This window comes from Rheinheimera sp. F8 (assembly GCF_001518915.1).
The window spans coordinates 295017-309313 of the sequence record NZ_CP013656.1 but is presented as its reverse complement, the minus strand read 5'-3'; the positions used below and the strand labels follow the sequence as shown (position 1 = coordinate 309313).

Sequence of the window (14297 nt, the reverse complement as noted above, 5' to 3'; positions counted from 1 at the left end):
ATAGTAAGGTGTTGCCGTCGTCAACTCAACGGGGAACATTATGTCGGAAACTAACCAACAACTAACTTTGCCGTACGGCATTACACTGCTGCGTTTTAGCTTGGGAGCTATGTGGTGTGCGCATGCAATGTTGAAGCTGCTGGTATTCACGCTGCCTGGTACCGCGCAGTTTTTTAGCAGTATCGGATTGCCAGGTGTGTTCGCTTATCCGGTGTTTGCAGTTGAACTGCTAGGCGGGATAGCGCTGATCCTTGGCTATTATGCCCGCCAGGTCTCCTTGCTGCTGATGCCGGTGCTTGTTGTTGCGACCTGGGTGCATTTACCAAATGGTTGGGTTCACACCAGTCCGAATGGCGGCTGGGAATATCCATTGTTTCTGCTGATGACGTCCATAGCACTCTGGTTGCTCGGTGATGGCGCGCTGGCGGTTCGTCGTAGCAGCCGTTTTGTGCTGCGGCGCTGAGGAGGACAACATGACTGTCACTTATACGCCAATCTTTCGCTATGTCGATTAGTTTGAGCAGCTCAGCGCATGCGTCGATGAGTACTTTTTTCCGGGATGCCAAAGGTCCTGGCCTGGCGTGCTGCTTTGTCTGCACGTGCTTCGGTGCAAGCGGCGCTCCCGCCGGATTTTCAGGCATTGCTGCGGGCTTTTTTGCTGACGCGACCAAGTATGCAAGGTACCTCTGCAGGGGATAAATCGCGATAGGGTTGTCATTTTCGTTGGAAATGCACAAATCCGGCAGGTGTCTGATGCAAGTTGGCTGTGGTGTTTAACCGTTACCTCAATCATCAAATATTAAACTGGAGTTATCAATGCGATTGCCTGTCTGCTTTGTCAAATTAACCGCATGGCTGGTGGCTTGCGCGCTCAGCCTTGTTGGTCTGTTTGTTATGCCGGGACTGCACCACGGCAGCCACAGATCGCTGCGCCTTCACTGGCGGGAATGACGATCAATCTGCAAATTGAAAAAACAAAATCTGGTTTGCCAGGAGGTTTTGCCACACAAGGGGCTGTTGCCTGGACCTATGATGCAAAAGGCCAGTGGACCGAAGTTGGTACAGGAGGGCCGGATCATGTGCCGCCGTCCGGCAGTTATATCTATCAGCTGACCGGGCCAGATAGGGCGGAAGAACGCTCCGTCAACCCGACGTTTGCTGGCATAGCTTCGATCACCAGGTTTCATTTTGAAACGCCTCAGCAAGGCAGCTGGGAGATGGCTTGGAACCAACAGCAGATTGTGTTCAGTGGCCGGTTTAGTCTGGTGAATACGGCTGCCGCGCAGGAATTAGCACTGACGACTATTGCCGGTAACCATGTGGCATTGATTATTGAACATTCATATGCACAGCAGTTTCTACGAGTTTTTAAATGGCCAGCGATATGACGAATCGCTGCGGATCCTCAGGCAAGCCGGACACACGCTGAGTATTGCCGATATTGCTTATCGCGCCGGCTTTAATAACCGAAACAGCGTTTACAAAGTGTATAAACATCATGCGGGTATCACGCCAGCGCAGTATAAAAAACAGCTGCAGCTGACCACGTAACAAGGGTGATGACATAACAGCCCCATTAAGCATCGACAATACGCATCGACAATACGCATCGACAGATAGTCTAGACAGAAAGCCGCGGCCAGAAGCCGCGCTTGTTAGCGACGGCGTCTGGCGCAGCTTTTTTGTGTCAGTGCTGTTTGGCCAACAAGCTGATATAGGCCTTCATCTTATGGTCATCGACGTGTTGGCGCAGTGCTTCCTCCACCTGCTCCGGCCGGCATAACACCTGATCCAATAACATCAGCCAGCCTGGTGGATTGATCTGCAGCCGATCCAAATCATCGAAATAATATAACTGGCCGCTATGCCGATACTCTGGCAGCGGCGGCAATTTCGGCACAATATCGCGTTGGTTGACATAGCGCCGGTAAAACGGCAACAGCTGCTGCGTGATCGCCTGAGTCAGCTGGGCGTCGCCAACTTTGGGTTGGCCAAAAGTCACTAATCCTGCCAACCGGAAACCACTGATTTTGCTCAGTTGCAGCGCCAGTAACACCGCCAGTGCGCCACCTAAACTGTGGCCAGTTATCCACACGGGTCTTTCCAGCCCGGCGTTTGGTTGTTGTTCTTTAAGGTCGGCCAGAATCAGCTCTGCCTGATTGCTGAATCCCAGATGTGCGTTGTTCTGGCTGTCTGCGGGCCATTGCTGGAGCCGGTATTGCACATCAGTCTGGATATCCGCGAGTTTGCCTTCAGTACCCCGGCAGATCAGCACGTCATATTCAGCGCCACGGGCGTACAGGTACTGCGTATCCGCACCGACCGAGCGCAAGCGGCCGCTCAATAAAAAAGCCGGCAGTTGCAACTCAAGTTGCGGTTCATCCAGATAGACTAACTCCGACAAGCGCGCTAACTGCAGGTCCATCGCCATCACGGGGTTGGTTTGGGCGGGTAAAACCGTGGTGGTACCACTTTCAGTGGTTTGTGTGGCCGCAGTGGTATTGGTGACGGTGGCAGCAACATCGGGCTCGCCGGTTGCAGGAGTGCTTGGCCGGAATTTTTGCTTTACTGCCATCAGCTTTTGCAGCATATCAAACCAAAACGGTGCGCCTAAGGACAAAGCAAAAGCGGTCAGCAGATAGCCAATCCATTGCAAAGGGTCAGGACAATTGCCAATGATATTTTTGATAAGTTTTTGGGGCCATTGCTCAGGGGGAGGGCATTGATTTTTGATTTCTTGCGAACGGCCAATAATGGGGGCGATAGTGCTCAATTGTGTTTTCATTGTTTCTATTGGCAGACATGTTCCACCATCTTTCGGGCACAGTTCTTCTTCTAAACCAGGCTCTTTTGCCAGACGCTCCGCCAGTTGCAATGCCTGCTGCCGGGCAACCGGGTCTGAATACAATTTTTTGTACAGGTCGATAGAATCAACATTCATACCCACCGCAACGATAAAACCAATACCCAGCTGCCAGGCGCCTAACTGGCGTTTGAACCAACCAACCGCACGATCACCCCGATCATTAAACCAGTCCTGCACCAATAGTTGAAATTTCTGACTATCGGCGTCTGCCTGATACCAGAACTGTAAAAGTGCCACTTTAATGTCAGATTCAGGCAGATTTTTCAAACGCTGTTGGATCTCCAGTGGCGACTGACGCAACTGTATCAGGGGTGTCTTCAATTGCTCTTCCAGCAAGACTTCAGCAGCGATATCTGCCGGAATATAAGACGGCCAGGCGAAACCGAGTTGGAATTTCGCTTTTTGATAAAACGACATGGAGTTGTCATATTGCATCAACTGACGAATGCGTGGATGTTGGTAGAATTTTTTGGTACTGTCAGCGCCGACCAGGCCGGTTATCACCCGGTACAAGTTGCGCCCGCGTAGCCCCAACGCCTGACTAATGCCTTCCCCAATGGCTGTCACTAATAAACTAAGCGTTACATAGATGCCAACCAGCCCGATAAAAGCATCGAGCATGTCCAGACCAGACATAACCAATTCCCTCTGTTGCTGAATCGATGTTCGAGCTTAGCCTGAATTTTCCGGACTGCCCAGTACAGCTGGGGGGAAGGTTGCAGACGCTGCAATGCAGCGTCTGAGGGAGGAAATTTAGTGGTTACTTAGCAGATGCGGCAGCGGAAGTTGCGGCCTTTAATGCCGGCACTGATCAACTTCAGTGCATGTTTAGCCTGGAGGGCTGGCACTGCGACATAAGAATGGAACTCCGTTACCTGGATTTTACCAATCTGATTGCCTTCGATTTGCTGATCAACGGTTAACGCACCCACGATATCACCGGCCCGGACTTTGTGTTTTTTCCCGCCGTCAATCCAGATCGCCGCCATCGCAGGTGTGCGCGGTGCTCGTTGTAATAAGCTTGCATCGGGCACGGCCAGCAGTTGTTCTGCCGCCGGATATAAATCGGCCAGTAAAGCGCGTTTATAGTCATCAGCCGGCGTCACCAGACTGACTGCCAGACCAGAGGCGCCGGCGCGTCCGGTACGGCCAATGCGGTGGACGTGGGTCTCAGTGTCGTGTGCCAGCTGCACGTTAATCACCAGATCCAGCCCCTGAATATCCAGCCCGCGCGCGGCGACATCGGTCGCTACCAGCACGTTACAGCTTTGGTTACTGAATCGGATCAGTGTCAGATCGCGATCGCGTTGTTCCAGATCGCCATGCAGGGCCAGGGCGCTAAAGCCCTGATCGACCAGGTACTGCCATAAATCATGACATTCGCGTTTTTGGTTACAGAACAACACGGCAGAAACCGGCTGATGTTGTTTGAGCAGCAGTTCGACCGCCATAAAACGGTCGTTATTATTGATGGCGTGAAACTGTTGGTCGATAGCCGGTTTATTATCGGCTGTTTCGATCTGCACCCGTGCCGGCTCAGTTAAATAGCGGCCGGCTAACTGTTCAATCTGTCGCGGGAAGGTGGCGCTGAACAGCAGCGTCTGCCGGTTTTTCGGCGTTTGTTGCACTATGGCATCGAGGCTGGGGGCAAAACCCATTTCCAGCATCCGGTCGGCTTCATCCAGCACTAACAGGTTTAGATCCTGCAGCTGTAATGAACCTTTTTGTAAGTGTTCTTCAATGCGGCCCGGTGTGCCGACAATGATGTGGGCGCCATGTTCCAGACTGCCCAGCTGTGGGCCAAACGGCACACCGCCGCACAAGGTCAGCACTTTGATGTTGTGAATGGCGCGGCCTAATTTGCGGATCTCCGTCGCGACCTGGTCGGCCAGCTCACGGGTCGGACATAACACCAGACTTTGAATGCGAAAGCGTTTGACGTCGAGTAACTGCAACATACCCAGCGCAAAGGCTGCGGTTTTGCCTGAGCCGGTCTGCGCCTGCGCGATCAAATCCCGTTTGGCCAGGATCAGCGGTAAACTGGCTTGTTGTACCGGCGTCAGTTCGGTAAAACCGAGGTCATTCAGGTTTTGTTGCAGTTCGGCTTTCAGGGTTATTGCAGTTGGATTCATCAGTCACTCGGCGCAGGGAAAACAGCGGCGCAGTGTATAGAATTTCACCGGTGGGTCAATGCTTTTTTCTATGCGGTTTGCCGCAGGGCAACCGCCGGCAAACCGGCGTTAGCTGTTCTGTTCAGGTGATGCGCGTAAAAAGGCAAATAAAGCGTTGTAATACAGTTGTGGTTGGTCGAGCCAGCCATAATGGGCACAGTCTGGCATCAGTACCAGCCGGGCATTGTTGAAACTGCCGGCAATGGTTTTAGCGGTCTCGACGCTGATAATATCTTTTTCGCCCTGCAGCACCAGGACCGGCGCTTTAAAGGATTTAAATTGCTGCTTCAAATCAAAATGCATGCGGTCGAGATCGGCAAATACCAGACTATTAATCGTCATATTGACCACTTTAAGCCGGGCAGCAATCAGCGGCGCTTTAGTTTTGTCGATGACATAGGCATTGGCGCGCAACTGCGCCAGCTGATCCCGTGTTGATTCCGATTCGTCCCCGCTGCGTTGTCGCAGCTGATACATCTGCATTTTAATCTGTTGCTCCATGCTGAGATTATTCAGCAACCGCTCGGCGATTTGATCGCGGAACTGCAGATCTAAACCACCGGATGACGAGAAAATTAATTTCTGGATATGCTGCGGATACTTCGCTGCATACGCGGCGCCCAGCATACCGCCAAACGAATGGCCCAAAATAATCAGTTTGTCGTGTTGCAAGTGCTGACGCAGTTGCTCGATGTCCTGCACCATCAGCTCCAGACGGATATTATCAGCATCGATTTTTGCTAGTGGCGAACGTCCAGTGCCACGTTGATCAAACAGGACGGCCTGGAAGCCTTGCGCTGCAATCGCTTTAGCGACCGGTTCAAAACCAGCACTGTCGAGGCCTGGCCCGCCATTGATGATGAGTACCGGCTGTCCAGTGCCAAAGGTCTGGTAATAAATGCCTTGTGCCATGCCGGAACTGCCTGGCAGCGAGTCAGCTTTGGCGGCGACAGAAAACAGCAGCGCACAACTCAGCAGCAATAGCCGACCCAGCAGAAACTGATTCAACATGACAAAATACTCCGGTCTGATCCTAAAAATTGCGAGGCTAAGCTAACAGCTCTGCAACAGAAAGTAATCAGATGGCACGGCAGGGCTTTGTAACAAGAGTTGTCGGACAGTAACAAAGAGTGGATTGGTGCTGACTACCGGAGACGTTACTATTGGACCAGGGCATAGCATCGATGCTTCACCAGCAACACCGCTCTTGTATTTTCGGTTTACCTTAAATCCTGTACATAAAAAAAGCCCCCGAAAAACGGGGGCAAAGAGCGGGTGTCGAGTTGCTCAAGGGTCTTACTAACGGAACATGAACTGGAAAAAGTCTAACGGTCGAACCTGGTTACTCATCACTATTCATAAAACCCAGCAGCTGCAGCAGGCTGGTGAACAGGTTAAAAATTGATACAAACAAGCTGACTGTTGCCATGATGTAGTTGGTCTCACCACCGTGCACAATTTCGCTGGTCTGGTACAGGATCATGCCGGACATCAACAGGACAAACATCGCAGAAACAGCCAGGCTTAACGCCGCAATTTCAAAAAAGACGGCACCCAGGCCGGCCAGAAAAGCGACCAGGATGCCAACGGTTAGGAAACTGCCCATAAAACTGAAGTTGGTCTTTTTAATCAGGGCGTATGCCGACAGAGCAAAGAAGATTGCCGCGGTACCGGCCATCGCTAACATGACAATCTCACCACCATTTGGCAGCGCCAGGTAGCGGTTGATGATCGGACCCAGGGTGTAACCCATAAAACCGGTCAAACCAAAAACCCCAACCAGGCCCATGGCGCTGTTACGAAATTTGGTAGTGAAGAATAACAAACCAAAGTAACCGACCAGCGTGATCAGAATACCGGGATGTGGCAGATTCATACTGGCGCTGACGCCGGCCATCACGGCGCTGAATGCCAAAGTCATCGCCAGCAGCGAATAAGTGTTGCGTAAAACTTTGTTGGCCTGTTCGACGCCGAGAGCGCCGCTATAGGCCTGTTGATGATATGTCGTCATATGCACTCCGGATTGAATAAAGCTGTTGCCAGCCGGTTTTAACTCTCTGCATTAAAACAAAGATTGTGCTATTCGGTAAAATCGAATATACCTAATTATAAATCAGTTTATAACTTACTTAGTGATGACATGACACCGGTCAATTTTAATCAGCTGTATTATTTTTATCTGGTCGCCAAAGAGGGCAGTATTGCCAGAGTCAGCGAACAATTGCATGTCACAGCGCAAACCATCAGTGGGCAATTAGCTGCGCTGGAGCACAGTACCGGTACTGCATTATTTGTCCGTAGTGGAAAGAAATGGGGACTGACCGAGCTGGGGCGCGTCACTTATCGTTATGCCGAAGATATCTTCCGGCTCGGCGATGAGCTCAGAACTGTACTTAAAGGCCACCATGGTGTGCAATGGCAAACGTTTACCGTCGGAGTGACCGATGTGTTACCAAAAGCCTTTATTTACGAGATGTTGCGGCCGGTATTTACTTTGCCGGAACAGCTGCGGTTGATTTGTGTCGAAGGCGATCAAAACCATTTGTTGGCCGATCTGGCACTGAACAAACTGGATTTGGTGCTGACAGATCAACCGTTGTCGCCATCAAGTCCGCTGAAAGCCTACAGCCACCAAATTGTTGAATCGGGCACCAGTTTTTTTGCCACTCCGGCACTGGCGGCTGTGTTAAAACGCAGCAGTTTTCCGGCCTGTTTACATCAACAACCATTATTATTGCAAAGCAAGCGGTCGATTATCCGGCAGCGGCTGGATGCCTGGTTTGCCCAGCATGCCGTAAGCGGACAAATTGTTGCCGAATTTGACGACAGTGCCCTGATGAAAGCCTTTGGTCAGCAGGGACTTGGCGTCTTTTCAGCACCCAGTTTGATTGAAGCAAAAATTTGCCGGCAGTATGAAGTGGAAGTGGTGGGTCGCACTGACCAGGTCAAAGAGGTGTTTTATGCAATCTCGCCGGAGCGGAAACTAACGCATCCGGCGGTGTTGCAATTAGTACAGGCACTGGCTCAGGGCGGAAACTGAGCGGGGGCCGGTTAGTGGGCAAATCGTCCAAGCTGTTGCTGAGTTTCTGCGGTCGCTTTTAACAATGTCTGTCCGGCTGTTTCAATCGATGACATTTGCTGATAAGCGTCAGTGGTGCCTTGTTCAATCGCAGTTAAGTGCTGGTGGGTTTGCTGATAGCTGCGTTCCAGATCCAGCACAGAACCGGTGATTTGCTGCACACCCTGTTTGGCTTGTGCCAGTTGCTGCTGCAACTGGGCAAATTCGCTGGCGGTCGTTCCGATAGATTGCTGCGCCTGACCCGCCTGTTCATTCAGCCGTTCAGATTCAGCGCGGGTGTCGCGCACCAGTCGTTCCATATCATTGAGGAAACCGGAAATCTGCCGCGTCGCCTCGTTCACCTTCGCCGCCAGCGTGCGGACTTCGTCTGCCACTACAGCAAAACCGCGACCGGCATCACCGGCTCGTGCGGCTTCGATTGCCGCATTCAGTGCCAGCAGATTAGTTTGGTCGGAGAAGGTCTCGACCATCTGCAGAATTTGCCGCACATTTTCCGAGTTCTTTTGTAAACCTTCAACGGTAGCGCCAAAGGTCTCCAGTAATTGCACAATGCCAGAAAGTTGCGTCGATATGGCGGTCATGCCGTTACTGGCGTCTGCGGCTTTGGTCACAGTAGTTTGCGCCACCAGATTCATCTGAGCGCCGGTGCTGACAATGGCTGCCAGCTTATCAAGCACGTGATCACTGTCACTGCGGATTTGTTCACTGCGCTGTTCTGTCGCCAGCAGGTGGCTACGGGTGGTCTTCACGGCGCCGCTGACCTGCTCGTTGATCTGGTGGGTATGTTGGGCCTGATGATGCAATTTGGTCAGCAACTGCGCCAGTTGGCTGACAAATTGATTGTATTCCTCGGACAGCGTCCTGAACTCATCGTAGGTAAAAGCTGGCAGACGGTGATTCAAATCGGTGCCGTTCTGATTGGCTTTTTGCAGCGCCTGTACCAGCGCTTGCACCGGCCGCACTATCAGGTAAATCAGATAACCAATGGTAAACAGGAACGCGCCGGTGCCCAGTAACAACGTGGTCCACCAGGCACTGCTGGCACCGCCGGTATCCGGATAAGCGAAATACAGCGCTAACCAGAAAATGATGGTCAGAAAACCGATATTACCGATGATTTTTTTGCTGAGACTATCAAAAAAGGTGCGTTCTACCGAGGTATACAGACTTGAAAACCAACCCATGCCAGACTCCCGCTAACTGATTGTGACTGCTGCAGAATTTACCATAGCAAAGTTTCAGCGGTTTGCGGTAAATCAGTCTTCGCCACGATTGGTCATATTTTTGCGACAAAAAAGGCTGCACAGTGGCAGCCTTGTTCAGCGATGGCGCGGATCAGAGACGTTCCAGCACTGCTTGGGTGAAATCTGTGGTGCCATGTGTACCACCCAGATCACGGGTTGTGCGGTCACCGGACGCGATGACGTCGGTGACTGCTGTCAGAATTTGTTGCGCTTTGTCTTTAATGCCAAGGTATTCCAGCATCTGGATCGATGCCAGGATCACTGAGCTTGGGTTTGCCAGATTCTTCCCGGCGATGTCTGGCGCGCTGCCGTGTACCGCTTCAAAAATGGCACAGTCTTTGCCGATATTGGCACCTGGTGCCATGCCCAGACCACCGACCAGACCTGCACACAGATCTGACAGAATGTCGCCAAACAGGTTGGTGGTGACAATCACATCAAATTGTTGTGGGTTCATCACCAGCTGCATACAGGCATTATCTACAATCATTTCAACGGTCTGAATATCGGGGTAACGCGCGGCCACTTCACGGGCTGTTTTCAGGAACAGGCCTGAGGTCGATTTCAGAATATTGGCTTTGTGCACAATAGTCACTTTTTTGCGCTGTTCGCGACGGGCCAGTTCAAAGGCGAACTCAACAATACGTGCAGAACCTTCGCGGGTGACAATACTCATCGCTTCCGCCAGTTCACCTTCGTTTTTTACCACCTGACCGGCACCGGAGTACATGCCTTCAGTGTTTTCACGCACAGTGATGATATCGATATTGTCATAACGCGCTTTGGTGCCTTTAAACGAAATCACCGGACGCACATTTGAGTACAGATTGAATTTTTTACGCAGTGTCACGTTAATTGAGGTGAAGCCTTCACCGACCGGTGTCGTCAGCGGACCTTTTAAGGTGATTTTGTTGCGGGCAATCGCATCCAGAGTGGCTTGCGGCAGCAGTTCGCCGGTTTTCTCCAGCGCAGTCAGGCCGGCATCGACATATTCATACTGAAAGTTGCATCCGACTTTGTCCAGAATTGTGATCGCGGCATCAACAATACTCGGACCAATGCCATCGCCTTTGATGACAGTAATAATTTGTGCACTCATAAAAAACCTTCGTGGTGGATTTGGCTGAAACAGAATGCCGGAGTCGTGGGCTCTGCTGAGCCTCTGGTCTGAGGTCTGGACTCCAACGGAAACAGCCGGACTATAGCAGTTTTCGTCATTCGTTACCAGAATGGCATGGTCGTAGCACTATAAGCGTTGGAAATAGTCGATATAGCGGAAAATGATGAAAGAAAACTACATTTGCGGCTGAAGTGGCCAAAAAGCCTGGTTTTGGTGTTGGAGCTGTTCCAGCCACTGAGACAAAGAGATGGCCGGTAAATCAAGGGCATGCCGGCTGTTTTTATACAGCGCTTCCAGTGTATCCGGCCTTGTGGCGCCCCCCCAGAAATACAATTCCGTCAAGACCCAGCCAAATTGCAACAGCAATTGCGCGGCTTGCTGCTGGCTGTAATCTGCTTGTAGGCCCGGCGCAGTGCGAAAGTTCAGCGCGGCATCCTGCCACAACATTTTTGCTCCGGTGGCTGCCAATAGCTGTGCGATTTGCCGCAGGCTTTCCACGTCCTGCCAGATCAGGATGCGGCATTCGGTCACAACAGAAAGGTTGTTTCGGCCAGGCCGGTGCATTGGCAGATGCCGCAACGCTTCGTGTTGTTGCAATTGCAGATTAAAACAACCGGCAATCAGCTTAGCCTGATTTGGTGTCAAATCTACGCGTCGGGTCTGTGCTGCCAGTAACTGCAATGCCTGACTGAAAACAACTTCGAGCTGACGAAACCATTGCTGCCAGGGTTGCGCACAGAGGGCTGTTTGTTGCGCCAGCCAGGATTGTCGTAGCAGAAGTGGCAGTTGCTCAGCGCCTATTAAGGCCAGCGCATGGCGCAGGTCTTTCACCGGAGTTTGCTGCCGGCTAAGATCAGAAGCCGCGTTACGCAGTAACAGGCAAAACGCCGGATGGTCCTGTAAAAAACTGACCTGGCGGCTCACCGGCCAGTCTGGATTGAGTTGTTGGATCAACGCCAGTGACATCGGCTCCGGGTCTGCGGTTTCCAGCAGGTCTTTGGCCTGACGAATTAATAAACTTAACCAGCTTTGGTCTCTGCACACCCGGGGCGGTAGCAGCTGCATGCCAGCGCCGTCCAACGCAATAGGTTCTGCACTCAGGCTTTTTAGATTTAAATCAAACAGATAACCACGAAGTTGTGGCTCTGCTTCGGTAATAAATGCCACAGCACCAATACTGTCACTACAAAAACGGCCCAGTTGATATAATTGAGCGCCGCTGCGGCTGAGGAGCTGCAGCAAGGTCAGACCAATGCCCTCAGACTGGCGCCATATCTGTCGAAACACCGTTTCAAAGCCAACTTTCCCGGCGGTACTGGCTTGTGAAAGTGGCAAAGTCAGTTGGTACGCTAATATCAACACAGCAGCCAATGGGTCCTGCTGCCAGATTGGCGCTTGTTGGCGTAAGCGGCAGCAACTGGCAAAAAGCTGCAGCCAGACGGCAGGCAAATGTGCCTGATGACTACGTAAAGTAATGAGCCAGGGGTCTTTTAGTTGTATCGGGTCCGCGTCGTCTTGCTCGAGCATTTCAGTTTTCAGACCGCATAAGCTGGCGAAGCTGGCGCTGAGCACTTGCTCTTGCAATGACAAAGGCCATTGACTGTGACTGGCGATCACCAGAATCACGACGGCCTGCTTCAGCGCCAGATTCGCCAGTGCTGAGTGGCTGGCGGATGACAATGCCAGCTGAGCTTGCATCAACACCGGTTGTTGCTGATAAAACTGACAGAATTTTGGCGCGATCTGGTCGCAGGCCAGTTGCAGTCTATCTGAAGCTGCTAATGCTGTTGCCTGCGGATACAAACGATCTAGGTATTGGTACAGGCTCTGGAGCTGTGTGACTGCGTTGCTCATCGTGGTCAGGGCCTGGCAGGCTGCATCTGCAGAAATTGCTGTTGTGCAGCGTCACCGACAGCAACCAGTTGTCGGTTGCGGTACAACAAAGCCGTACACTCTACCTTGGTGGTGATGCCATCAGAAATATCACGTTGTGTGCGGTAAAACACCAGTTGGTAAAGGTCAGCGGCGCTTTGGTAGGCCTCAGTGATATCCGGTCCGCCGAGTTTTTGCTGGACCTGATCTTGTTGCACCACAGCTGTTAAATCGAGGGTATTGATAAATTTCCGGTTAAATGCTTCACGATCGGTCCAGACCATATCGGCCGGGTCATCCTGATAGAAGTTCAGCGCAAGCCATGTGGCCAGCGGATAGATTGCCAGTAGTGCGGCCGCAAGCAGGGCAATTTTAATGTGTTTTTTCAATGCAGCTCCGTCGCTTTGGGGCAGCAAACGTTGAACCAGAATCATATAACCCGACAATACAATGTGTTCAGGTCATCACTTATACAATAAATCTGCCAGTTCTCTGAATAGGCGCGAAATTGTCACTATACCTTGCTAAAACAGCTCCGGCGCCAGAAAGCGCCGGAGAGTGAGTTCAGTCCGACGGACGGCCGGTCAGCGACTGATTTGGTAACAGGGCACGTATTTACTGCCAGGCAATTTCATCCGGCCCTGGGCGACAAAAGCTTCCAGCAGTGTATCCATTAATTCCATCAACGCCGGCTCACCGGACAAAATAAACGGGCCTTGTTGCGCGATGGCTTTAATCCCTTCATCTTTGACGTTGCCGGCGACAATCCCGGAAAAAGCCCGGCGTAAATTGGCGGCAAGACGGGCTTTGTCCTGATTCAGATGTAAATCGAGACTGGCCATATTCTGATGCGTTGGCGCAAACGGATGCTGGAAATCATCGTCGATTTGCAAGGTCCAGTTAAAATGATAAGCGTCACCGGCTGACTTCCGGTATTGCCGGACTGCCTGGCAGCCTTGCTTCAGTTTTTGCGCAACAGCCGCCGGGTCGTCGATAATCACTTCAAACAGATTGAGCGCATCTTTGCCGAGGGTCTTTTCGATAAAGCTGGTTAACTCGTTGAAATAGGCTGCACTTTGTTTCGGTCCGGTCAGGATCACCGGCAAAACCTGCTGGCGGTTATTTTCATGCAACATAATGCCGAGCAGATATAGCAGTTCTTCGGCGGTGCCGGCACCACCCGGGAAAATGATAATGCCATGTGCGCTGCGCACGAATGCTTCCAGACGTTTTTCGATATCTGGCAGGATCACCAGTTCATTGACAATCGGGTTCGGTGGTTCGGCGGCAATAATGCTGGGTTCGGTCAGACCAAGATAACGACCGCTGCTGATCCGTTGCTTAGCATGGCCGATGGTGGCACCTTTCATTGGGCCTTTCATCGCGCCCGGGCCACAGCCGGTGCAGATATCGAGCCCACGCAAACCGAGCTGATATCCCACTTCTTTGGTGTACTTATATTCGGTTTCGTTGATTGAATGGCCACCCCAACACACGATCATATTAGGTGTTGCGCCTGGTGCGATCACCTGAGCGTTACGCAGAATATCAAATACGGTATGGGTAATATGTTCGCTGTTATGTAAATCGAGCTGTTTGGTGTCAGCGCCTAACCGGGTGTGATAAAACAGAATGTCACGTAACACTGCAAATAAATGCTCGTGGATCCCTTTGATCAGTTCACCATCAACAAAAGCACTGGTTGGCGGATTAAACAACTCAATTTTGATACCGCGCTCGCGGGCCACCAGATTCACAGCAAAATCTTTATACAGGTCATAGATTTCGGCTGAGCTGTCGGTATGGCTGCCGACATTCAGTACGGCAAGGCAACAATTGCGGAACAATCTGAAGGTTTCACTGTGTGCATGTTGCTTCAGCTGATCGACTTCCAGCTGCGACAACAAATCCATCGCGCCTAACGGGTTTAACTGTACATGCATCG

Annotated in this window: 13 protein-coding genes; 4 read left to right on the top strand and 9 right to left on the bottom strand. The window is 51.6% G+C overall.

Annotated features, from left to right (window positions below; translation table 11 throughout):
* Nucleotides 1-40 precede the first annotated feature (40 nt).
* The 3 genes from ATY27_RS01470 to ATY27_RS01460 all read left to right on the top strand — a co-directional run bounded on the left by ATY27_RS01470 (nt 41) and on the right by ATY27_RS01460 (nt 1551).
* The gene (locus ATY27_RS01470; RefSeq protein WP_208932382.1) at nt 41-463 is read left to right on the top strand and encodes a DoxX family protein; all 423 of its coding nucleotides are present in this window, start codon (nt 41-43) and stop codon (nt 461-463) included.
* Nucleotides 464-947: 484 nt separating this feature from the next.
* Nucleotides 948-1388 carry a hypothetical protein gene (locus tag ATY27_RS01465; protein WP_208932380.1) on the top strand — a complete coding sequence of 147 codons (441 nt, stop codon included), beginning with the start codon at nt 948-950 and terminating at the stop codon, nt 1386-1388.
* Entirely contained in the window at nt 1345-1551 is a 207-nt protein-coding gene (locus ATY27_RS01460) for a helix-turn-helix domain-containing protein (protein ID WP_208932379.1), read from the top strand. Before ATY27_RS01465 ends, ATY27_RS01460 begins: the two co-directional genes overlap by 44 nt.
* 136 nt (nt 1552-1687) lie before the next feature.
* On the opposite strand, the gene ATY27_RS01455 is transcribed toward ATY27_RS01460, so the two are convergent.
* The 4 genes from ATY27_RS01455 to ATY27_RS01440 form a co-directional block, all read right to left on the bottom strand.
* On the bottom strand, nt 1688-3502 hold the full coding sequence (locus tag ATY27_RS01455; protein ID WP_208932377.1) for a hypothetical protein: 1815 nt from the start codon (nt 3500-3502) through the stop codon (nt 1688-1690).
* A 128-nt stretch (nt 3503-3630) separates the two neighbouring features.
* A complete protein-coding gene (gene dbpA, locus ATY27_RS01450) occupies nt 3631-4998 on the bottom strand; it encodes an ATP-dependent RNA helicase DbpA (protein WP_208932375.1) in 1368 nt (455 codons plus the stop codon).
* A gap of 108 nt (nt 4999-5106) precedes the next feature.
* Nucleotides 5107-6048: an alpha/beta fold hydrolase gene (locus ATY27_RS01445; protein ID WP_208932373.1), complete on the bottom strand. Its 942-nt coding sequence runs from the start codon at nt 6046-6048 to the stop codon at nt 5107-5109.
* 331 nt (nt 6049-6379) lie between these two features.
* Nucleotides 6380-7048: a Bax inhibitor-1/YccA family protein gene (locus ATY27_RS01440; RefSeq protein ID WP_208932371.1), complete on the bottom strand. Its 669-nt coding sequence runs from the start codon at nt 7046-7048 to the stop codon at nt 6380-6382.
* A 129-nt stretch (nt 7049-7177) separates the two neighbouring features.
* On the opposite strand from ATY27_RS01440, the gene nhaR reads away from it, so the two are divergent.
* Nucleotides 7178-8077 (top strand): transcriptional activator NhaR, encoded by a 900-nt coding sequence (gene nhaR, locus ATY27_RS01435; protein WP_208932369.1) that lies wholly within the window; start codon nt 7178-7180, stop codon nt 8075-8077.
* An 11-nt stretch (nt 8078-8088) separates the two neighbouring features.
* Here nhaR and ATY27_RS01430 read toward each other — a convergent pair whose 3' ends face one another.
* From ATY27_RS01430 to ppnN, 5 genes are all read right to left on the bottom strand, one after another.
* Entirely contained in the window at nt 8089-9300 is a 1212-nt protein-coding gene (locus tag ATY27_RS01430) for a methyl-accepting chemotaxis protein (protein WP_208932367.1), read from the bottom strand.
* Nucleotides 9301-9451: 151 nt separating this feature from the next.
* Nucleotides 9452-10459 carry an isocitrate dehydrogenase gene (locus ATY27_RS01425; RefSeq protein WP_208932365.1) on the bottom strand — a complete coding sequence of 336 codons (1008 nt, stop codon included), beginning with the start codon at nt 10457-10459 and terminating at the stop codon, nt 9452-9454.
* Between the two features lie 195 nt (nt 10460-10654).
* Nucleotides 10655-12334: a hypothetical protein gene (locus tag ATY27_RS01420; protein WP_208932363.1), complete on the bottom strand. Its 1680-nt coding sequence runs from the start codon at nt 12332-12334 to the stop codon at nt 10655-10657.
* Nucleotides 12335-12339: 5 nt separating this feature from the next.
* Nucleotides 12340-12741 (bottom strand): DUF3192 domain-containing protein, encoded by a 402-nt coding sequence (locus ATY27_RS01415; RefSeq protein WP_244151387.1) that lies wholly within the window; start codon nt 12739-12741, stop codon nt 12340-12342.
* A 195-nt stretch (nt 12742-12936) separates the two neighbouring features.
* Nucleotides 12937-14295 carry a nucleotide 5'-monophosphate nucleosidase PpnN gene (ppnN, locus tag ATY27_RS01410; RefSeq protein ID WP_208932360.1) on the bottom strand — a complete coding sequence of 453 codons (1359 nt, stop codon included), beginning with the start codon at nt 14293-14295 and terminating at the stop codon, nt 12937-12939.
* Between the last annotated feature and the right edge of the window lie 2 nt (nt 14296-14297).